Genomic DNA, 21,054 nt, shown 5'->3' with positions numbered 1-21,054 from the left:
TATAAATGTCAGGAAAACAGGGCGTCAAAAGCCTTTTAAGGAACCCTTTTATTTTTGGAGCAGGAATAGGAATACTGGTAATTCTTTTTAATATCTCGATCGCTTCTCTGGCAGAAGGTTCGATCCAAAAAGGATATCAGGTATTTCTTAGCAATGGAGTATTTGTTTACCTGATCCCTCTGGCGGTCAGCGTACAGATGGGGCTTTTCAGATACCACAGGAATATTACGACCGGAAATGTAGCAGGAACCGAAAAAGTGGGCATGGCAGGTTCAGCCACATCATCCCTGACGATGATAGCATGCTGCCTGCACCATGTGAGTGATCTTTTGCCCTCAATTGGTTTGATCCTTGCAGCATCATCTTTCCTGATCCAGTATAAAGACACCATAATAATAATCGGGCTGCTTGCCAACGTAGCTGGAAGCATCTACATTGCAAGAGCCATAATAAAAGACAGAATAATTTTACAAAATTAGAAAAATCTGTATCTTGAGGAAATATATGAATAAAAAAACTTATATTATTATTATCATTACTTTCGCATTGATAATGTACTTTCTATATCAGCCAGCCATGAAAAGTATCTTCACAGAGCAATTAGGGGACATGACATTAACAGGATACGATACTGGCGAGGTTGCAGCGCAACAGATCTCGAATATATACGGAATAAAGAATATACCACTGGCGAAAGCTTATTCAGCAGTATATACGAGCGGAAAAGGCTCTATGCGTATCTGGGTTGCCGAAGCTCCTGACCATAACACTGCAAATGATGCCTACAATTCCATGAACTCAATGCTCGGAGGTTCAACAGGGCACGAAGGGCATGAATTTTCAGGTGATGTGGGACAAACTGATTCCCATAAAAATCACGGTGATGCTGGGATAATGGATGAAAACTTCACAAAACCCGTTAAATTGGATATATTGGAGTTTGTGAAGCCCGATGTATATATGATGAAAGTGAACAACGCATACAATTACTATTATTTTAAAATGGATTATAAGATGGGAAGAGTTTACTGGATAACTTTTGACACTCCAGATACAGGTTATCAGTTGTCAATCGTGAAGCAGGCTGTGATGAATATATAGGAGGTACTATGAGAAAAAATAAATTTGAAATATACCTTGCAATATTCATAATCGCAGTAATAGCTATTACCTCGTTACTGTATATCCAGACACAATGGAAAAATCCATATGGTATTTTCCCTGAAAAACTGGGGGATATGGACCTCGCTTTATATAGGGATGGTGATGCAGCCATGGCAGCAGTAAAAGAATTGCACGGCAATAATCCTGTTGTAAAAATAGAGAATGCTTATATAGCGAACTACAGAAGTACAACTGCCAGTACAGCTAAATTCTGGGTATCAGAATCCAAAAACAAAGAAGATGCAGCCTCACTTCTTGAGGCTATGAACAGCAGGGTGGGAAAAACAGGGATGTTCAGTGATTCCACGCCTTTGAATATAGAAGGCATTACTGTTTATTTTGTGAGCGGGAAACCGGAACTGGGTCTGTATCATTACTTCTATGCCAAAGATAAGGAAGTTTTCTGGATACAGATAGATAACCCGGATGAAGCTTACAGGCTCAACTTCGTGAAAGAGTCTATAAAACGGATTTAGCGCAATGAAAAGAAGAAAAAATATTATTTTTCTGATAACGGCTCTTGCTGCAATTATAATTGCATCTGCAATACTCTTATCCTTAAGTGAGAAGACCTTTTTTCCAGATAAACTTGGCGACATGGAACTTAAACTCCACAGGGAAGGGGATGTGGCGATTCGTGAGATTAAAAACTCTCACTCTGCAAAAGATAACGTCAGCCCGGGTCAAGCCCACATAGCTCGTTACAGGAACAACGCAGGTAACAGGGCAACAGTATCAGTAACCATGGCAGATACAAATCAAGGAGCAGTGGAAAAGGTGAAGAACATGACAAGAGGGATGGGCGGAATGTTCAGTATTCCGGAAATCTTAGAACTAAATGGCTTGAAAATCTATTATACCGAAGGCGGCGGAGAGTATCATTATTATTACTCTAAAAAAGATCTGGTGGTCTGGATAGCTCTTAACAACCCGGAAAAAGCATATCGTTCAATGCTCATTGATGAAGCAGTAAAAAACATAGGTTGATCATCATGAAAAAATTCTTAAGCAACCTTATCTCTCTCGGATTTATTGTGCTCATGGTTTTAGCTCTTCTTGAAGGCATATCAGTGCTTCTTGGCTATGAAAACCCCGCGAATATCGAAGGCTCGGAGCATCATGCATTTACGGAGTATGCTTACAGCAACTGGGGGGCAACACTTCTTAGCATCGGGATTTTCTCGGTCTTCGTGCTCAGCTTCCTTACCCCCCTGAAGAAGCAGAACTGGCGCACCCTGGGGATATACGAGGCGTTCATAATAGCTCTGTTCTCGGAGATGTACGGCTTCCCGCTTACGATATATGTTCTATCTTCGCTTTTCGGACTCAACCTCTCCTTTGGACATGCACAGGGGCACCTCCTTGGGGTGCTTATTTCTAAAGCAGGTTTTATGAGTATGGACGCTGCATGGGCACTTGTAATGGTAACAAGCAGCGCAGTTATATTCCTGGGACTATTTTTGATGTCAAAGGGCTGGAGCATGATACATTCATCATCAGGAGAACTTGTGACTGAAGGCATTTACAGGTATGTCAGGCATCCCCAATATCTTGGTCTTGTAGTATTGACCATTGGGCTTCTCATCCAGTGGCCGACCATAATCACACTTTTAATGTGGCCTGTTCTTGTTTTAATGTACTACAGGCTGGCAAAAAGAGAAGAAAATGAAGCTCTGGAGGCTTTTGGGGAGAGATACGAAGAGTATAAACGGCGTACACCCATGTTTTTGCCGTCTATAAAAAAAGCAGAACAGTAGCATAAAAAACAAATTGTGGTTCAAGAAAGAGGAAAAAACATGAGCAACATTAAAGAAATACCGCAGAATAAAGTGGCGAGTATGGAAAAAAGGCAGGTTATATTATGGCTGTAACACTATGGATCGCCCTCGGACTTCTGGCTGCAGCATCAGTACTTCCAAAAGCCTATAATTCCAGATTCTTATCAGGAAGTTCTGGCTGGATATTCCTCTCTATCTACTGGTTCATGCAGCCTCCATCCTATATTGAGATACAGGATTATTTTAATGCTTTTTTAGTAGTCGCCGCTGCAATATTCGCCCTTTTCATAGCATATATCACGTTTCAGGCAAGGAATAATGAAGAAGGTGGTCATGAAGTACTTATCTCATTATCAAGAGCAGCATCAGTAGGCGGTTTGATTTATTTCTTATTTGTAGATGTGGAATTTTTAAACATCGGGATAATATCGCTGGTTACGAATCAGACCATCTGGATTGTTGAACAACTCGGATATCCCGTGGCTCAGGTGGCTTGGAATCAGCTTGCAGTGGGTGGTCTTCTTCCAATTGAGATAATCCTTGCCTGTACAGCTATTGAGAGCATAGCTTTATTCATGGGATTAATCTCGTCTGCTACAAAGGCTACACTTTCGCAAAAATTCAAGGCATTCATGATTTCGGTGCCTGTTATTTATTCACTGAATCTGCTGAGAACCTCCCTCACGGCTTCTGCTTATGGTCTTGCATGGTTTGGCACACCTGATGAAAGTTTTCATATTACAGAGCATTTCATCGCAAAAATCGGCTCGCTGGCTGCTTTATTTGTAATTTCATATACGATTCTTAAAATGCTACCTGAGGTTACAGATATGATCGACGACATATTTAAGCTGCTTAAAATAGAATTTCGCAAGCTTGCGAGGTTAAATTGAAAATAAGAGTGAACTACGATTTTACCCAGCAGGAACTGGTTGGTAAAGAGGAAATATTCGAGATTGCGGAATGGGCAAATTTAGGTGGAGGATAATTATGAGCGGATTGATCGATTTCATAAACAGGAATTTTATTGATGGTATCATAAATGATACAAGTTATAATCACTTTGACATGATAACTTATGTCATTATTTTATTCGCGGGTGTATTTGCTATTCTGAAACTGTTGAATAAATTGAGAATAAAGGTCGATGAAGATTTTGTCTTAGCCACGATTCCTTTTATTTTCATGGGTTCTGTGTTCCGTGTTATCGAGGATGCGGATATCCTGAAGCCACCTGTCAAATATTTTTTCATCACGCCGCTCATTTTTTTTGTAGTTTTTTCAATATGTTTCGGGACTCTTCTACTAGCGAGATATCTTGAGAAGCTCAGGAAAATAAAGAATTATATTGTTGCCTATGCGATTACCGGTGTTGTATTATCGTTAGCAGGGATTGCTATCCTCATTTATTATACATCTAACTGGAATCTCAGTATTCTTGTATACAGTCTTGTACCGGCTTTAGCATTGACAGAGATCGTCAAAAGAGCATCACCTGCGATCCACATGACATATCTTCGAAGCAGGATTTATTCTTTTGCTATCTTTTCATTTCTGCTCGATTCGTTCACAACATATATTGGAGTAGATCTGCTGGGCTACATGAACAAACATCCATTCAGTTCATTCCTGACTTCCATTTTTGGAACAGGAGCGGTACTGATTCCACTATCCTTAATTTTGGTCATGGTGATAGTTTTTCTGCTTGAAAAAGATTCCAGAGAAGATCAGGATAAAGATGAGAAGTACATGCTGACTTTGACGTTGATTGTTCTCGGTTTCTCCATGGGTGCAAGGAATCTGATGGCAATGGTATTTGGGGTTTAGTGTTTATGCATTATCGGCTGCCCGAGTATCCATAGGTTGAACACGAAAAGAGAAAGAACAAAAATCAACATAGGGAGATATGCAGAATCATTTCCGCGAAACATCCGTCTTGAAATATTTTTGCCGATCGATATTGAGAAACCCATTCCGATAAACATAAGCAGCCACTGGGCGAGGAGAATATAATTATTATCGAGAAGCGGGGCAGGCATATATCCTGAAGTTCCGAATAAATCCCACCCAAAACCAAAAGGATCTGAAAGTACTGGTATGATCCCTGCGCCTTCTTCCAGTAAATGGCGGAGGTTATGGGATAAATGCATCAGCAATCCCAGGGGAATAATTGAGTAAGCATAGCCGGTGAATAGGTATTTAAACGAGGTTTTTGGATTGAGCAATTTTGAAACAGCGATGACAATTGAATATATCAGGATAGAAGATGCCGCCGAAGCAATAAATAAAACGAATCGAACCGTATCATAACTGGCTCCTGTATAGACCATTAAATCCCGTGTAAAAACAGCCCACGGCCGTATCATGATCAATGTCTGGAATATAGTCACTCCAAGAAGCAGCAGGATAAAAAGCGCTTCATCCATCCTTGTCTTTGTCAAATTCAAAAAATCTCCTGCAAAAGAACGAAGGTTTAAGGAGATATTACTCCTGTGGCAGGTTTTAACACATTCCATACAGAGGATACAATAAGTGTTTTTCTCCATGGTTCCCGGATATTCGAATACAGGGCATGGATATCCATTTTCATTGCCTGATATACAGTATTTTTCCTTGCAGGCTTTGCAGGTTTCTTTATCTTTTGCTCTTAATTCAACAGGCGCGAACATTGAATATAATCCTATTAGTCCGGTTATAGGGCAGGCATACCTGCAAAAGGATCGGCGCTCAAAGATTATAGATATAATTACAACAAGACCCAGCAAAGCAACAATAAAATAAGCTGTTAAGAGCGGGCTGTTCACAAGATTGAACTGAAAATCAGCCCATGTGATCGCAAGGAAAAGCACTGCTGCAATAGACAGGTTTCTGAATCTTGTGGGGAATTTCCTGTTTAAACTGAATATGTCATCAACTTTTTTATAAAATATCTTGCGCTTTACCCAGTCCCCGATGGCTCCAAAAGGACATATGAAACACCAGAGCCTTCCCGCAAGCGCCAGGCTTATTATAAGAAGCGACCACCAGATAACCCAGATTGAAATAGTCGTAAGGCTCTTGTTGCTATTCTGAATTCCGAAAAAGCCAGCAAGTACGACAAGAACAAATAGCAGAAATCCAGGCAGTTGAAAGAGGAATTGGGGTTTGCGGTTTTTGAAAAGCGATGCTGCAGCCTTCTGCTGAAGCAGATCGTATTTTCTTATTTCATGATTATTTTTTTCGTTTTGCATATTTTTTTAAGAATCCTACGATTATGACCGATACGATAACCGGACCAAGAATCAAGCCCAGGAATAGTGGCTCAGGTTTTGTAAAAGAGTTTGTTAAATCATCATTTACTTTGATATTCCTGCTGAATTCCCAGGTTCTACCATCGTATTTCCCATGTGAAAAATATATGTCTCCGCCGTCATTTACTTCTGCCTGCCATGCAACGTAAACATTGCTTCCTTCGATTCCTATTTGAGGGTCGTAATGCTTTCCTTGGATATCATTTACTTTTACATTTTTTATAAATCCAAAGCTCCCATTTTCCTTGATACCTTTTGAGAAATAAATGTCCGGCCCTCCCTCACGATCATTTTCCCATACAATGAAAATTTCACTGTCTTTCACTGCAATTTCAGGATGCATCTGATCACCTTTCCCATCGTCATTTACCCGGATATCACTATCAAATTTCCAGCTTTCATTTTCCAACCTGCCTGTTGAGAAGTATATATCAAAATCTTTATTCCTGTCATCATACCATGCAATATATGCGCTTCCATTCTCAAACGCCAGTGAAGGAGTATAGTGGGACACATTTGAAGATTCATCATTTACCCTCACATTCGTGCTAAATTGCCAGATTCCGTTTTCTTTGATCCCATGTGAAAAATAAATATCATAATTGCCATTTCTCGCATCCAGCCAGGCAATACATACATTTTTTTCATCATCGACAACAAGCGAAGGAGCATAGTGCCAGTTACCTGTGGGATCATCATTTACTCGTACTGGTTTATCAAACATGTAAACACCGTTTATAGAATGCCCTTGTGCAAATTCAATATCCCAGGTTTTCTTGTTCATTACTGCCACATATATGGTTTCATTCAGGATTGCAATGGAGGGCAGCACCTGGCTTCCTGCTTCTTCTATAACTGGTAAATCTTTTTTAAACTTTATATCGTTTTTTTCAGCATATGAAAAATAAAGCTCTTCAAATCCATATCTGTCATCCTCCCAGACTGCATAGATATTGCGGTTATCAACAGCTATAGAGGGAGAGCCGTGTCCTGTGCTTCCTTTGATTTCATTTATCCTGAGGTTTTTATCAAAAACCCATCCGTTCCTGAAATTCGCTTTTGAAATATATATATCCCCGGATTTATGGGGTATATTATTCATTATCCGTGTATAATTGCCGTTTCGCTCATCTGCCCAGACAATGTAAACGGTGCCATTATCAACAGCTATAGAAGGGAACCACTGGAGAGAGTTATTTCGTTTATCAGAAGAAAATGCACTTCCATGTAAATTAATATTCAAAGCTATAAATACTATTATAAGCATCAAAAAGATACATTTTTCTTTTTTCATTCGTTTTTGAATACCTATTATCCTGATCAGGTTTAAGATTTTTCACTTTACTTAATTAATTTTTTTTTAGATAAATGATAACTGTTTGTCCTTCCTTCTTAATTTCAAGAATTTTGTCGCCGGATTTTTTGGTCCATAATTCGATATTATGGGGTGCATCGGAATTATCTGCAATCACTTTAAGTATCTCTCCGCTACTCATGTGATCAATTTGTTTTTTTGTCATGAAAAGGGGGATGGGACATATCTCCCCCCTTACATCCAAAACAGAGTCTGGCATAATCTCCATTCAAAACACCAGATTAACATCTGCCTCAAGGATCTTATCTGTTAGCTCATCCAGTGAAATCTTCTTTATGCTGTCAATGATCTCACTGTCTCTAATGCCGCGTTTTGTAACATCCCTTTCAAGGGCAAAGAAACTTACAACTTCGATGTTCTTTGTTATCTCAGCCTCCACAGACGGCACGTCCTTAAGCCATACAGCAAGGTCTCCATAACCCGTTTTCTGACCTTTTACTATGGAATGCACACCTCCGCTGACAAAAATCAGGGAAGATTCATTTCCCGCAGCAACCTGAGACGCAGCCATGGGGACTGCACCAAACGCATCTTCTTTTCCATAAGGCGGCTGTGTTACGATTATATTTACTTTCTTGCTCATCTTTTCACCCTATAAGTATGGTTTTGTCTGATTCTGCTGTCCATTCGCCCAGGTCATAAAGTCCTCCGATTATAACGCCTTCAGTCTGCTGTTTTGTTACGCCCCTGGCATCCGTACATTTTATACAGGCGATAGCATCTGCTTTTGGCTGCTTTATGCCTTTTTTGACTATTGTCCCGAAAATGGTCTCTACTGGAGGGAACTCTTTTGGCGCCTGATCCCTGTGGGCGATTATTGTCGCATCAAGATAGTTAAAGAAGTTGACAGTAATGCCTTTTTCTTTAGCCGCGTGTGCAAGTCTTATCAATGTAAATACTCCTTCATCCCTGTATGGGCCGTTTATTGAAACGATAGTAAGTTGTTTTCCTGTCATTTTATCACCTTCACCTAAAACCAGACTACCCTGTCATATTCCATTATATAATCAAGAAGTGCGCCGATTTCTTTTATTTCCACGCCGCCAATTAATTTGTTGGTGAGCGATCTTGAAAGTACTGCTTTATCGTCAGCATATATTTTGATGCCCTTCTTTTGGGCTGCTGCGAGTTTATTTCCAAACTCGGACTTTCTTGCAGCGGTTATGCCGTCTTCAATGAGATATAATGAGACATCATTTCCTTTTTCTTTTGCATTCAACCCGATATCAAGTACAAGATCCGGAGTTTCTGTTGTATATGGGTCTTTTGACATTATCAATAACAGATTTACCATTTTTTTAGCCTCCTCCTGCACGGTTAGGATGAGCAGGATAATCAATTATACACCCTATATTTCAAACGGTTTGTGCTTTACAAGATCAAGATAAAAATGCATTAAATTTGCTTTTTTGAAAATGCAAACAAACTCCGTTTTTTTTTAGAGTTCTGATAATTCTCTTATTATATCCTGGATACCATTGTAGTGTATTTCTTTTCAAACTCACCCTGACAGGTGGTGCAGCAAAAGAAATATTCTTTGTCATCGAATTTCTTCCTTACTGCATCTCCTGCAACTTTCTTTTCGCAATAAGAACAGGTCAGTGTTATGCTGGAGGACGCAAGTGGTATAGTTGAATCCTTTGCGAATGCATTTTTTACTGGCAATATGCGGATGTTATTCACATCAGTAAGATCTATCCTCTCCTGTATCGCAAGAATCCGCCGCATATCACCTGCTACTCTTGATACGACGGCTGTGTCTGAATCAGAGGTTACATACAGCTCCTTAACCTCTTCAATCCCCCGGAGCTCTTCGGTTATTCTCCTCACAGCGCCTGGCTTTGCATTTACAAGGAGTATCGCTTCGGTTATCCCCAGTTTGATGGTATCAATATTTATTGTGAATTTATTGATAACCCCGAGTTCAAGCATCCTGTCTACTCGGCTCTTGACCGTTGGGACGCTTGTAAGACAGCGCTTTGCGATCTCCTGGAATGATTCCCTGCTGTTGCTTTGCAGATGCGATAATATCTTTACATCGAGATTGTCCAGTTCTATCATATATATCTTTACAAGGAGTGTAAACTTAAGTACTTTGCGGCATATTTTGTATTTTTCACAGATTCTTCGCACGTTTGATAGAAGCAATAATCTCAACCAGTTTCTCATTGTCCATGCGTAAAATGATCAGAGATGTCAGGAGAAGGATAAATGCAATAACGTTCACAAGAACCGTACCAATTACAGTATCCCCGCTGATCCCTCCTCCTCCGGGGCCTATCACAACCGGGTGAACAGTAGCCCTGTTCCATAACCTGATGGAAAGGAAACTTAAAGGTACGCTTATAAAGCCGAAAATACCAAAAACTGCTGAGAGCCTTGCGCGTTTCTCAGGTTCATCAATGGATTTTCTCACCATGAGATAGGATAAATAGACTAAGAAAAGAACAAGCGAAGTATTTAACCTGACATCCCAGGATACCCAGTACTCGCCCCATGCTGATCTTGCCCATATTGAGCCCGTGATAAGAGTAAGGAATGCGAATATAATTCCGACCTCCGATGCCGAAACTGCTATTATATCCCATTTTTCCAGCTTTGTCCTTAGATACATAAAACCGGAAACAAATACAATTGCGAAGGCCAGATAAGCGGTTGCAGCTATGGGAACATGAAAGTAGAATATTTTGAAATTTACCGGATCTCCTGCAGCTTCCATGGGATCAATGGGAATGGGCGCGAGGAAAAATATCATGTAAATTGAAACAATCAATGCTATTGCTGTCAATAAAAAAAGTATTTTTTTCAACATGTTAAGGATATGTTATCAATTCCTTAGCTATATTAATTTCCATTTACAAAATAACTAAATATTTTTCTAATTTTTTTTATTTATTAAGCACAAACTACATAAATGAATAATTTCAGATTGTTTATATCGTTTTTCATCTATAAAAGGTTAAAAAATAGAACAAAATGACTGGCATAGAAATGATATTTAAGGTAGAGTCTTCAATCCAATTCCTGAGCCCTTTAATAACCACACTGGTAAGCCTATTTTTTGCCATCTCTGTATTTCGTCAGTATTCAGAAAGGATGAAAATATACCAGTTTATCTGGGGAACCGGACTTCTTATTTTTTCATTTACCACTCTATTTGAGTTTATTTCTGAAATCAAAGGTTGGAGTATACTCATGTACCGGGTTTACTATGTACTGATAGCCTTCCTGGTTGCCATATTGGGGCTTGGTACAGTTTATCTTTTCAATCGGCGCGCTGGAAAATATTTAACCATTTATTTTGCGGTGGTCATAGCTGCTCTCATTATTTCAACTCTGAATGCGGATGTTGTTTCTGAAAACCTTAAAGAAAGAATTGTCGGAGGCAGTGCCATGCCCGCCAATGTAAGACTAATTTCCCCTTTTCTTACAATTCCCGGTTCCATCGCATTGATCGGCGGTGCATTATATTCCTGGTATATCGCACGAAGAAATTATAACTTATTCATCGCGATAGGTGCCCTTCTTGTGGCATCCGGGGGCGGTCTATCCAGATTCGGCATGGAATGGGCGCTCTATATACTCGAACTACTCGGCGTTGCTGTAATGTACATCGGATTTATTAAAAGTGAAGATGTAATAAAAAAGCGTGTTTAGATTTCATTTTCTTAAAAGACGATACCCTTCCGAATATGAAAACTTAAAGGGAAAACCGCTTAAATTAAAAAGAAGATAATTGTTTTATATAGACATACTCAGGAGAGAAGATTATGAGCAAGCTGTATAAAAAAATCTTAGTAGCAACAGATGGGTCAGATTACACCAAAAAGGCGACAGCCCATGCGATAGAGCTTGCAAAACTTTCTGGAGCAGAGCTTCATGCGATTTATGTGATAGATACAAGATATGGTTGTGGTCCTGAATCATGCATTCTTTCTGATGCATCCCCTGAAAGGATAAAAAGTATTCTGGGATGTCACGGTGATACAGCCATAAAATACATCGAGAAATTGGCAAAGAAGGAAGGTATCCATACTGAAAGATGGATTGTGGAAGGACACCCGGCCGAGGAGATATTGAGGCTTGCAGAGAAGCAGTCAGTCGATCTGATAATAATGGGCACACTGGGCAGCAGCGGGATTGAAAGATTTCTACTCGGAAGTGTTGCGGATAAAGTTATCCGAACTTCAAGAATTCCTGTTTTGACTGTAAGAAAATAAGTAAAAAGTAATAGAGAAAGGTAGATATGAGTTATTTATATATTGCTTTCGGCATCGTATGGGTTGTATTGATAGCTTATCTCTTAAACCTATTTCGATTGCACAGATCATTAAATAATGAACTTAATGTCTTAGAAAGTTTAAAGCCATGATGATGATGATATTAAGAGGTAAAATATGCCAAAAGACCCGGTATGCGGAATGTACGTTGATGAAAAGACTTCCCTTAAAAAAGTAATTGGGAATAGAACTTACTATTTTTGCAGTGAAAGCTGCCTAAAGACGTTCGAAGACCCTGAAAAAGAGTTAAAAAGCATGAAGCGCAGGGTTACAATAGCTCTCTCAGGAGTACTGTTACTGGCAGCCCTGCGGGTAACAGCTATGTTAACTCTGGCAGCTGGAGTTACGCTGGTCACATGGGCACCAATTCCTTCACTTCCATGGTTTACCTGGGGCTACTGGTTGTTTATACTGACCACTCCAGTCCAGTTCATAGGCGGCTGGAGTTTTTATACAGGCGCTTACACTGCCCTGAAGGCGAGAAGAGCTAACATGGATCTCTTGATTTCAATTGGAACCCTGACAGCATATTTCTTCAGCGTATTTGTACTGTTCTTCCCAGATGCTCTGCCTATAAAAGAAAAAGATGTGTATTTTGAGGTAAGTGCGGTCATAATAGCCTTTGTGCTGCTCGGGAAATTCATGGAAGATTATATGAAAACAAGCACCTCAGCTGCGGTAAGAAAGCTCATGGATCTGCGCCCCAGCATGGCAAAGGTTATCAGGAACGGCGAAGAGGTGGAGGTTCCGGCAGAGGGCGTAATGGTGGGTGAGATCGTTGTAGTGCGCCCTGGCGAGAAGATCCCTACAGATGGAATTGTCGTGGAAGGACAATCCGCAGTGGATGAAAAAATGATTACTGGCGAGAGTATACCTATTGAAAAGAAAGCTGGAGACACAGTGATAGGCGCAACCATAAACAAGATGGGTATGCTGAAGTTCAGAGCCACGCAGGTCGGGGCTGATACAACGCTGATGCAGATCGTGAAGATGGTAGAGGAAGCACAGGCATCAAGCGCGCCGATCCAGAGGATGGCAGACCGCATCAGCGCCTATTTTGTGCCTGCTGTGATTATCACGGCATTTCTCACATTCGCAGTATGGTATTTTATCTTTGGAAATTTTACCGCCGGACTTCTTGCTTTCGTTGCGGTTCTTATCATTTCATGTCCGTGCGCACTTGGTATAGCTACGCCCACTGCTTTGATGGTTGGCGTTGGAAAAGGCGCTGAAGCCGGGATATTGATACGCGGTGGAGAATATCTTGAGCGGGCGCAGAAACTTCAGACCGTGGTATTTGACAAGACTGGAACGCTCACAAAAGGCGAGCCTTCTGTTACTGATATCATTGCACAGAACGATAATGAGGCATTGAGGCTGGCTGCGATCGCTGAAAAGGGCTCAGAGCATCCGCTTGGCGAGGCTATAGTCAGGGCTGCCAGGGAAAAAGGTATCGACATAAAGGATGCTGAATACTTTGAGGCTGTGCCCGGGCACGGTATCAAGGTGACAATAGAAGGAAAACAAGTGTTCGTAGGCAATCGCAGACTAATGGCGGTCAATGGTATAGATACAGGCAATCTTGAGCAGAATATCCAGACTCTTGAAACGCAGGGAAAAACTGCAATGCTTGTTGCCTCGAACAAGAAAGTCATTGGCATAATAGCAGTTGCTGATACCCTGAAAGAGAACTCAGTCGAAGCGGTAGCAGAACTTAAAAAGATCGGAATTGAGACAATTATGCTCACAGGAGATAACGAGAGAACTGCAAAGGCAATTGCAAAGCAGGTGGGAATAGAGCGGGTTATTGCAAATGTGCTACCCGGAGAAAAAGCAAATGTTATAAAGAAATTGCAGGCAGAGGGCAAAGTGGTTGCAATGGTAGGCGACGGCATAAATGATGCTCCTGCTCTTGCACAGTCGGACATTGGCATAGCAGTAGGCAGTGGCTCTGATGTTGCAAAGGAGACCGGCGGGATAGTCCTGATCAAAGACGACTTAAGGGACGTGGTTGCAGGGATCAAGTTGAGCAAGGCCACTATGAAGAAAATAAAGCAGAACATGTTCTGGGCGCTTGGGTATAATACAGCCGCAATACCGATAGCAGCCGTCGGGCTGTTGAATCCAATAATTGCTGCGGCGGCCATGGCTATAAGTTCTCTCTCGGTTGTGGCGAACTCCGCTTTACTAAGGAGATTCAAGTTCGATAGAGAAATCTGACTATAACCATACTTATGCATAATCTAAAAATTTAAACCAAAAACTGCTTTAACAAACGAGTTAGTTCTTACAGAGGTGATTCATAACGCGAGATACAGATAGAGAAATGATGCGTGTTGCTTTTTTCATGATCATATTTATTGCCATACTGGGACTCGTCTCCCTCTGGCTGAGGTATAATTAAAAATGCAGATCAATTAGGAATTATCAATGGAGGTTTAAGAATGTCTGAAAGATGTATCTACTGCGGTATGGAAATTGAGGGAGAAGGAATAACCAGGGAGATTGAAGGGGATAAAATTAAATTTTGCAGCATGCACTGCTCAGTTATGTTTGGGGGACTTGATAAAAAAGGAAGAATGAAAGCTGCAATCATGGTAGAGCGGGCTGAAATACTTTCTAAGCTGGAGGAGGAACGAGGGACCAGGGTTATAACATTGATCCATAGAAGGGAACCGTGGGAAGAAAAAGATGAAAATTATATCAGCATTGAGGATACGGAGCATGTTTTAATGAACATAAGGCAGACACCAAAGGACGTGGATTTGATTCTGCACACTCCGGGTGGGCTCGTCCTAGCTGCTGAGATGATCGCCATGGCAGTAAAAAATCATCCTGCAAAAGTCACGGTCATAGTTCCTTTTTATGCTATGTCTGGCGGCACACTTATTGCATTGGCTGCTGACGAAATTATTATGGAGAAGGACAGCGTGCTTGGGCCTGTTGACCCGCAGATAAAGGATATACCTGCAGGCTCCTTAATCTCTCTGCTCAATAAAAAGCAGATGGAGAACATCTCAGATGAGAATATCATTCTTTCGGATATAGCCAAGAAGAGTCTAGTAAGAGTAATAAAATTAGTAGAATGGCTGCTGGAAGATAGACTGGAAAGAAAAAAGGCACAGGAGGTGGCTAATTTTTTAACGGGAGGATACATAACCCACAGCACGCCTATAACATTTGCAGTCGCTAAAGAATTCGGCCTGGAAGTCAAGAAAGGAGTTCCTAAGCATGTATACGACCTGTTCAGGACGTTTGAGTTCGGTGCATGTCCAAGGCCGCAGTATGCGAAATATTAAATAATATAAGATTTAAACAAATTTTACGCCAAGGTCTGACAGACCATTTCTGATAGCCATATTTATTAAAAAAGGTGTCAGCGACTCAATCATACGCGACTCTCTAAGAGGTCCACCATCAAGCGGTCTAACGCTGCGTATTTCTCGCGTCAGATCCATCACAATAGACTTAGAATTCGAATCATCACCGCAAACAGCTACATCACCTTTGATCACCAAATCAAAGTTGCATAATTTTTTATATGAGAGATTATGATAGGCAGAGACCACATTTATTCCGGGAAGCATACGCTGTATACGGAGGGCAGCACAGCCCTCCTCTGGTGGCGTGTACTCAAACCACTGGTTCTTTTTCATAGGTACAACAAGTGAAATGACTATCTGGTTTTTTAGGATGGGGCGAAGACACTCAATAAGCTCTAATGAAGCCTCATACGGGGTGGAGAGTACTACCACATCTGACTTTTCCACAGCTTCTTTATTACTGGTCCCGTCAATGCGGCAATCTATATCACGGTCTGTAAGCTGGCAAGCATATCCACATGCTGCATTTCTTGCTTTCTCAATATCTCTTGAGCCGACATAAATCTCATGATGCGGTGCCCATCTGTAAGCCAATCCTTCACCAATTCTACCTGTGCCGCCCAAAACAGCTATTTTCATAGAACCACCATTTCTGAATAAATCAGATTTGTTTAATCCCTTAATTTGTTTTTGGTTTAACTTGACATTGTCACATTAGCTACCCTATTATATTTTGTTTGCTTCCTTAAATATGGGGAGTACATATCAAGAGATTTTTCAAACTTATAAGAAAGGATCTGATACGGTCAAGAACCGAATTAAAGACCTACCATAACCATTTCATACAACGTTTTAAGACCAGGACACGTAAAGTTATAGAGCAATCCAAAAAATATCTCTATGGATGCTTGACCGTACAAAAAAGGGGGACTATGACTGAAATAGCAAAGACTGTTCCGAACTGCAATAATCAATCACTTCAGCACTTTATATCCGACTCACTGTGGGATGAGCAAGGTCTCATACATGACATTCAGGATCGCTTAGTTGAACTGATAGGTGATAAAGAAAATGGCTCCCTTCAGTTAGACGAATCAGGATTTCCAAAACAAGGCAGTAGTTCAGCAGGAGTGCAAAGGCAATATTGTGGACGGCTTGGAAAAATAGAAAACTGCCAGGTAGGAGTTTTCCTGGGTTATGTAAACGATAACAAGAGGACATTAATCGACAAACGTCTTTACATATCTCAGGAATGGATAGACGATATTGAACGCAAAAAGAAATGTGGTATCCCGGAAGATCTGGTTTTTAAAACTAAAGCTGAGCTTGGGCTTGAGATGATACTTGGTGCCAAAAGACGAGACCTCCCATTTGGTTGGATTGGGATGGATTCTTTTTATGGGCAGCAACCATGGTTTCTTGCTGAACTTGAAAAAGAGAGAATTGTTTACATTGCTGATATACCATGTGATACAAGAGTCTGGTTGAACAAACCTGATGTAGGGATACCACCGAAAAATGGAATTCGAGGACGGAATCCAACAATCGAAAAAGTTCTTGATAATAACCCGATACGAGTAGATAAGTTAGCAAACAAGTTAGATTCTTCACAATGGCATAGGATATTTCTACGGGATTCTGAGCGAAAAGAAATGTGGTGCAAGCTTGCGTATCTGCGGATTTTTCCAGTCAAGGATAAATTGCCAGGTGAGGAGTGCTGGCTTATTATTCGAAGAAATGAGGGTGAGACTGAGACAAAATACCAGTTCTCAAATACTCCGGCCGATACAAGCATTGATAAGATTGGAAAGATGTCTTGCAGCCGTTATTGGATCGAGCGTGCTATTGAGGATGCTAAAGGGGAGGTAGGTTTAGCCGATTATGAAATAAGAGGTTACCTCGGCTGGAATCACCACGTAGCTATGGTTTTCATGGCAATGCTGTTTCTTCTTGAGATGCAGGATAAATGGAAATCGAAAGCATCACTGCTTACTATTAGTGATGTGAGGGAGATTTTTGAGGTAATTATGCCTAAAAGAAAGGTCACTGATAAAGAAATCTTAAAATTGATAAAGAAAAAACATAAAGCACGGTACTCAGCTAAATTATCGCATCATAAAAGAGGGGGATAATCTGACAATGTCAAGTTAAGTTTGCAAATTTTATTAATCTTTTTTTTCAGCATCAAAAGAATTATGATTAATTCTACCTCACCTCACTTCCCGGTCCAATCCCACATAATATACCTTTGGTTTTGTTCCCAGATCAGGTTTGAGAACATTAATCCTCTCTTTATCTAGTATTTTATTGACTGCACTATCAGGGTCTTTCAGGTCTCCGAATACTCTGGCTCCGACAGGACATGCCTGGACACAAGCTGGCAAAAGACCCCTGGTAATCCTGTGATAGCACCAGGTACATTTATCAGCAACACCGCCTCCCAAATTTGGATCAGGTTTGTAGTGAAGGCTCCCTTCCGACATAAAGTATCTGGCACCATATGGGCATGCCATTATGCAATACCTGCACCCAATACAGTAATCATAATCCACAAGAACAACCCCATCTTTTGTCAAATACGTGGCACCTACTGGACAGACCTGGACGCATGGTGGATTATCGCAATGATTACATAACTTGGGGAAATAAAATGCCTTTTTGATATCTTCAGCAGGAATATCATCATTAAATCCATCCACACCTCCATTCGGAGAATCAATTTTAGTTTCTCCATCTTTCTTAAAACGATATCTTTCAACCCATGTTCTATACCAGGGTTCATCAAAGGGAACGTGGTTTTCAAGTTTGCATGCATAAGCACACCTGCCGCAGCCGATGCATTTATAGCTGTCAACCACAAAGCTCCAGTAATGTTCATTCCAATCATAATTTTCTATATCAGGCAAGTCAACTGCAGCAATGCTGTTTTTAACAAGGGATTTGATGATAACTATACTAGCCGTGGCTCCTATGATTATTTTACATCCAATTTCAGTAAATTCTCGCCTGGATATTTCATTTTTCACATATCGCCTCATGCTGCCCCAGCATAGAATGAGATGGTTCTCACATAATCGGGATCATTCCACTTGAGAGCATACACTGCCCCCTCTTTTACATCAATATCAATAGCAGGCAAAGGAGATGGAGGTGGTCCTGAGATCACTGCCCCTGTGTTGGGATCAAACCTACCTAAGTGGCAAGGACAAAAGATATCATTTTCTTCAGGCTTCCAGTAAGCGATGCACCCCAGGTGCGTGCATACTGCTCCGAATGCTCTGAAGCCAGCAGGCATCTTTAAAAGGACGGCCGCTTTGCCGTTGAACATAAACTTTTTTGCAGTTCCGGTTGGAACCTCATCCACTAAAGCTATTTTTACTTCACTGAAAGTAGCTTTTGCTGTTTGCGGCCATAAATATTTTAATATTGTAGCTATAGCTCCTGAAGCAAAAAATAATGAGACCAGACCCATTAGAATTTCAGTGAGTCTTCTTCGAGTAGTAGTAAAAGTGATTTTATCGTTCATGCATTTCCTCTATTGTAGTCCGTACTTTTCTTGCTACGATCCTTTTTAGATGCAGGTATAAAGTGACAGCCAGATTCTACTCACATTGTTTTAAGTAAAGAAACGCTCTCTTTCTTCATGGGAGTTTTGGTTTAAATTTACAAAAAATATAGGACTTCTTTTTATTTGAACACGCGCAGGGACTTTTCTTTTAACAATTCCAGATCTCTCAGCATTGGTTTTTGTATATTTGTCCATGATGTCCTGACCGGACTGCACTTTAGGAGTCATGCTGCTAGTCTTTGATTCATATCCGTTTATCGAATCCACGTATCCTCCTCTTTCATATCTCCATCAGCCCTTCCGCCTCAGCATCCAGCAGTTCATCCACTTTGACAATCTCATCGCTGAACTCTTTCAGGATTGTGTTATCGCGAGACTGAACAAGAACACTGAGCACTCTGAACTCCCGTTGCTTCTTTGAATTAAGGAATTCAACCAGAAACTTTGGAGCAACAGGATCCTGGCCATCTGTAATGAACACAACATCAGCCTTTTGATACGCCTGCGATGCAACCACCTTAGTAGCCTTTTTCAACGCAGGCCCAAAAGCAGTGCCACCCGAATTTAGGAAAAACTCTGCTATCTCAACCGCTTTGATAAGTATGTTCTTATCGCCAGCTGCAACCTCGATGACCTTCAGTTCATCAAGGGGTCCGCCAAAGTGTATGCAGACAAACTTCCGTTTCTGCATCACGGCAATCTCAAGGAGTGTCAATATCACAGCCTTGCTCCATATCTCTCTATCTCCAGCCATCGATCCACTGTTATCGCAGCAGGCGATTATGGGCCCTTTGCCCTGCTTCTTATTGCCTTTAAGCTCATACTGCATCAGCTATCCCTCGATGAACTTGCGTTTGAACTCCGACTTCAACAATGGATGGCGAAGCTGGACAAGTTCTGCTGAAAGCACTCCTGAAAGATCACTGCCCTTGCCAACTGAATGTATCTTATCCCGCGACTGGGCCAGTTCGGTCTTCTACTGGTGAACTGCAAGCCGTCTTATTCTGCCGATTACCTCTGCTATTCTTTTGAACTTCTCATATTGCAGCTTTCTGACTAATTCCAGCTTTTGCTGGATAGGCTTGCGCGAAAGTTCGCCACCTTCGAGTCCCCATCCATAGCTTCTCTGAGGTTGATTGAGTATTCTTCAGAGCAGTGTAAAAACTTGAGCTAATGTCCTCATTCGTGTAATAAATGGGAAGCAAAAGCTCCTTTTTCAAGATGATAGAAAATATCATCAGTTCTTCCATTAACATTTCTTAAACCTCATTTAATTTATTTTTCTGCGTAACTTTTATCCACCTGTCACCATTGTCTTCAAGAAGACCATAATCCGTGATATTTATTACGCTTGTAAATCCTAACGCATTGGTTACCTCTATCGTAGAACCGCGTTTAGCATATACACCCTTTTGAGTAAATTTAGTATCTGTCGGGATGAGGAGATAAGTCCCATCTTCTCTGATCTCAAGTGTCTTAGAAGGTGTCTTATCAAGCTTGTAGGTGCCAATATATGTATTCTCACTTACACACCCTGAGGACAGGGAACCAAGCAGCATCGCAGCTACAAATAATTTAAATTTATTCAAAGTTCACCTTCTTAAGCGGAATAAGGACAATCGTTTTACCATCCCATTTAGCAGCAAGCTCCTCACCCTGGGCAAGATCGACATCGAATCCTACAGGCAGATTGATGCTCGCGCTTCCGTTAGGTTTCCTGTAGTATTTCGCGAAGGTATATTTGATATCGTCTTTTGAGTTTTTTTCATCTTTAGCCATGTTTACGGTATATTTTGCCTGAACTTATATAAATCTTCTTATTTATGCAAGTTTAAAGCAAAATATATAAACTATTAAGTAATTACATAGTTTTATGCAAAAATATGTAATATGTATTATAATCTTCATGATGCTGGGAGGGCTTGCATCGGCAGCGGGTAACGACAGCGATTTAATGAAACCTGGCATGGGACGCGCCTGGCTTGAACAGCAGGGAGCGGATGTACAGGAATTACTTAACTTTGTGCTTGGTGCCCTCGCGGTGGTAACTATAGTGGCTTATGCGATATTTACCGGGAAAGCCGGTGTCGGGATCATGGCACATTCAACGACCATGGGAGACCCAAGGGAACGGTCTCACGCACAGAATTCGTTATTGCAAGTCCTTTATGCACTGGTGGCAATAGTATTACTTATAAAAATTGGAACACGGTTCTTTGGCTGGTATTAACTGCCTTCCTTTTTTCAATGTCATTCCATCCAGTAAGTGCAGGGGT

General features: G+C 40.9%; 29 protein-coding genes. 14 read left to right on the top strand and 15 right to left on the bottom strand.

Annotated features, from left to right (window positions below):
* Positions 1 to 5: 5 nt before the first annotated feature.
* From FIB07_09330 to FIB07_09300, 7 genes are all read left to right on the top strand, one after another.
* Positions 6 to 479 carry a hypothetical protein gene (locus tag FIB07_09330; protein NJD53053.1) on the top strand — a complete coding sequence of 158 codons (474 nt, stop codon included), beginning with the start codon at positions 6 to 8 and terminating at the stop codon, positions 477 to 479.
* 25 nt (positions 480 to 504) lie between these two features.
* Positions 505 to 1,101, top strand: coding sequence for a hypothetical protein (locus FIB07_09325; GenBank protein NJD53052.1), 597 nt, complete (start codon positions 505 to 507; stop codon positions 1,099 to 1,101).
* Between the two features lie 8 nt (positions 1,102 to 1,109).
* Positions 1,110 to 1,640 carry a hypothetical protein gene (locus FIB07_09320; protein ID NJD53051.1) on the top strand — a complete coding sequence of 177 codons (531 nt, stop codon included), beginning with the start codon at positions 1,110 to 1,112 and terminating at the stop codon, positions 1,638 to 1,640.
* Between the two features lie 4 nt (positions 1,641 to 1,644).
* Complete coding sequence (locus FIB07_09315) at positions 1,645 to 2,151, top strand: hypothetical protein (GenBank protein NJD53050.1); 507 nt, start codon at positions 1,645 to 1,647, stop codon at positions 2,149 to 2,151.
* A gap of 5 nt (positions 2,152 to 2,156) precedes the next feature.
* Positions 2,157 to 2,921, top strand: a complete 765-nt coding sequence (locus FIB07_09310) for an isoprenylcysteine carboxylmethyltransferase family protein (GenBank protein ID NJD53049.1) — start codon at positions 2,157 to 2,159, stop codon at positions 2,919 to 2,921.
* A gap of 104 nt (positions 2,922 to 3,025) precedes the next feature.
* On the top strand, positions 3,026 to 3,835 hold the full coding sequence (artA, locus tag FIB07_09305; protein ID NJD53048.1) for an archaeosortase A: 810 nt from the start codon (positions 3,026 to 3,028) through the stop codon (positions 3,833 to 3,835).
* A gap of 70 nt (positions 3,836 to 3,905) precedes the next feature.
* Positions 3,906 to 4,769: a DUF63 family protein gene (locus FIB07_09300; GenBank protein ID NJD53047.1), complete on the top strand. Its 864-nt coding sequence runs from the start codon at positions 3,906 to 3,908 to the stop codon at positions 4,767 to 4,769.
* Here the strand turns inward: FIB07_09300 and FIB07_09295 are convergent.
* The 8 genes from FIB07_09295 to FIB07_09260 all read right to left on the bottom strand — a co-directional run bounded on the left by FIB07_09295 (position 4,766) and on the right by FIB07_09260 (position 10,419).
* Positions 4,766 to 6,172, bottom strand: a complete 1,407-nt coding sequence (locus FIB07_09295; protein ID NJD53046.1) for a 4Fe-4S binding protein — start codon at positions 6,170 to 6,172, stop codon at positions 4,766 to 4,768. The genes FIB07_09300 and FIB07_09295 overlap by 4 nt on opposite strands.
* The gene (locus tag FIB07_09290) at positions 6,153 to 7,526 is read right to left on the bottom strand and encodes a hypothetical protein (protein NJD53045.1); all 1,374 of its coding nucleotides are present in this window, start codon (positions 7,524 to 7,526) and stop codon (positions 6,153 to 6,155) included. Before FIB07_09290 ends, FIB07_09295 begins: the two co-directional genes overlap by 20 nt.
* A gap of 55 nt (positions 7,527 to 7,581) precedes the next feature.
* Entirely contained in the window at positions 7,582 to 7,815 is a 234-nt protein-coding gene (locus FIB07_09285) for a sulfurtransferase TusA family protein (protein NJD53044.1), read from the bottom strand.
* Complete coding sequence (locus FIB07_09280; GenBank protein ID NJD53043.1) at positions 7,816 to 8,190, bottom strand: hypothetical protein; 375 nt, start codon at positions 8,188 to 8,190, stop codon at positions 7,816 to 7,818.
* 4 nt (positions 8,191 to 8,194) lie between these two features.
* A complete protein-coding gene (locus tag FIB07_09275; protein ID NJD53042.1) occupies positions 8,195 to 8,563 on the bottom strand; it encodes a sulfur reduction protein DsrE in 369 nt (122 codons plus the stop codon).
* 14 nt (positions 8,564 to 8,577) lie between these two features.
* On the bottom strand, positions 8,578 to 8,901 hold the full coding sequence (locus FIB07_09270; protein ID NJD53041.1) for a DsrE family protein: 324 nt from the start codon (positions 8,899 to 8,901) through the stop codon (positions 8,578 to 8,580).
* Between the two features lie 167 nt (positions 8,902 to 9,068).
* Complete coding sequence (locus FIB07_09265) at positions 9,069 to 9,776, bottom strand: AsnC family transcriptional regulator (GenBank protein ID NJD53040.1); 708 nt, start codon at positions 9,774 to 9,776, stop codon at positions 9,069 to 9,071.
* Positions 9,724 to 10,419 carry a cytochrome C assembly protein gene (locus FIB07_09260; protein ID NJD53039.1) on the bottom strand — a complete coding sequence of 232 codons (696 nt, stop codon included), beginning with the start codon at positions 10,417 to 10,419 and terminating at the stop codon, positions 9,724 to 9,726. Before FIB07_09260 ends, FIB07_09265 begins: the two co-directional genes overlap by 53 nt.
* A 164-nt stretch (positions 10,420 to 10,583) precedes the next feature.
* On the opposite strand from FIB07_09260, the gene FIB07_09255 reads away from it, so the two are divergent.
* From FIB07_09255 to FIB07_09235, 5 genes are all read left to right on the top strand, one after another.
* Entirely contained in the window at positions 10,584 to 11,264 is a 681-nt protein-coding gene (locus tag FIB07_09255) for a hypothetical protein (GenBank protein ID NJD53038.1), read from the top strand.
* A 110-nt stretch (positions 11,265 to 11,374) separates the two neighbouring features.
* Positions 11,375 to 11,827 carry a universal stress protein gene (locus FIB07_09250; protein ID NJD53037.1) on the top strand — a complete coding sequence of 151 codons (453 nt, stop codon included), beginning with the start codon at positions 11,375 to 11,377 and terminating at the stop codon, positions 11,825 to 11,827.
* A 26-nt stretch (positions 11,828 to 11,853) separates the two neighbouring features.
* Positions 11,854 to 11,979 (top strand): CcmD family protein, encoded by a 126-nt coding sequence (locus FIB07_09245; protein ID NJD53036.1) that lies wholly within the window; start codon positions 11,854 to 11,856, stop codon positions 11,977 to 11,979.
* A 25-nt stretch (positions 11,980 to 12,004) separates the two neighbouring features.
* Positions 12,005 to 14,107 (top strand): heavy metal translocating P-type ATPase, encoded by a 2,103-nt coding sequence (locus FIB07_09240; GenBank protein ID NJD53035.1) that lies wholly within the window; start codon positions 12,005 to 12,007, stop codon positions 14,105 to 14,107.
* A 224-nt stretch (positions 14,108 to 14,331) separates the two neighbouring features.
* Positions 14,332 to 15,186, top strand: coding sequence for a hypothetical protein (locus FIB07_09235; GenBank protein ID NJD53034.1), 855 nt, complete (start codon positions 14,332 to 14,334; stop codon positions 15,184 to 15,186).
* A 12-nt stretch (positions 15,187 to 15,198) separates the two neighbouring features.
* Here FIB07_09235 and npdG read toward each other — a convergent pair whose 3' ends face one another.
* Positions 15,199 to 15,849 carry an NADPH-dependent F420 reductase gene (gene npdG, locus FIB07_09230; GenBank protein NJD53033.1) on the bottom strand — a complete coding sequence of 217 codons (651 nt, stop codon included), beginning with the start codon at positions 15,847 to 15,849 and terminating at the stop codon, positions 15,199 to 15,201.
* Positions 15,850 to 15,959: 110 nt separating this feature from the next.
* Here npdG and FIB07_09225 point away from each other — a divergent pair, with 110 nt between their 5' ends.
* The gene (locus FIB07_09225; protein ID NJD53032.1) at positions 15,960 to 17,342 is read left to right on the top strand and encodes an IS701 family transposase; all 1,383 of its coding nucleotides are present in this window, start codon (positions 15,960 to 15,962) and stop codon (positions 17,340 to 17,342) included.
* Positions 17,343 to 17,420: 78 nt separating this feature from the next.
* On the opposite strand, the gene FIB07_09220 is transcribed toward FIB07_09225, so the two are convergent.
* The 6 genes from FIB07_09220 to FIB07_09195 form a co-directional block, all read right to left on the bottom strand.
* Positions 17,421 to 18,248, bottom strand: coding sequence for a 4Fe-4S dicluster domain-containing protein (locus FIB07_09220; GenBank protein ID NJD53031.1), 828 nt, complete (start codon positions 18,246 to 18,248; stop codon positions 17,421 to 17,423).
* On the bottom strand, positions 18,245 to 18,736 hold the full coding sequence (locus FIB07_09215) for a Rieske (2Fe-2S) protein (protein NJD53030.1): 492 nt from the start codon (positions 18,734 to 18,736) through the stop codon (positions 18,245 to 18,247). The genes FIB07_09220 and FIB07_09215 overlap by 4 nt, the downstream gene beginning before the upstream one ends.
* Before the next feature lie 90 nt (positions 18,737 to 18,826).
* Positions 18,827 to 19,045 (bottom strand): hypothetical protein, encoded by a 219-nt coding sequence (locus FIB07_09210; protein NJD53029.1) that lies wholly within the window; start codon positions 19,043 to 19,045, stop codon positions 18,827 to 18,829.
* A 13-nt stretch (positions 19,046 to 19,058) separates the two neighbouring features.
* Positions 19,059 to 19,607: a VWA domain-containing protein gene (locus FIB07_09205; protein NJD53028.1), complete on the bottom strand. Its 549-nt coding sequence runs from the start codon at positions 19,605 to 19,607 to the stop codon at positions 19,059 to 19,061.
* A gap of 430 nt (positions 19,608 to 20,037) precedes the next feature.
* Entirely contained in the window at positions 20,038 to 20,367 is a 330-nt protein-coding gene (locus FIB07_09200; protein NJD53027.1) for a hypothetical protein, read from the bottom strand.
* Positions 20,360 to 20,557 (bottom strand): hypothetical protein, encoded by a 198-nt coding sequence (locus FIB07_09195; protein NJD53026.1) that lies wholly within the window; start codon positions 20,555 to 20,557, stop codon positions 20,360 to 20,362. The genes FIB07_09200 and FIB07_09195 overlap by 8 nt, the downstream gene beginning before the upstream one ends.
* A 94-nt stretch (positions 20,558 to 20,651) precedes the next feature.
* Here FIB07_09195 and FIB07_09190 point away from each other — a divergent pair, with 94 nt between their 5' ends.
* A complete protein-coding gene (locus FIB07_09190) occupies positions 20,652 to 21,008 on the top strand; it encodes a hypothetical protein (GenBank protein NJD53025.1) in 357 nt (118 codons plus the stop codon).
* Positions 21,009 to 21,054 lie beyond the last annotated feature (46 nt).

It is taken from the genome of Candidatus Methanoperedens sp. (assembly GCA_012026795.1).
In the GTDB taxonomy this organism is placed as follows: Archaea; Halobacteriota; Methanosarcinia; order Methanosarcinales; family Methanoperedenaceae; genus Methanoperedens.
Note: the sequence above shows the minus strand (reverse complement) of the source record. Positions and strands in the feature narration are given on the sequence as shown.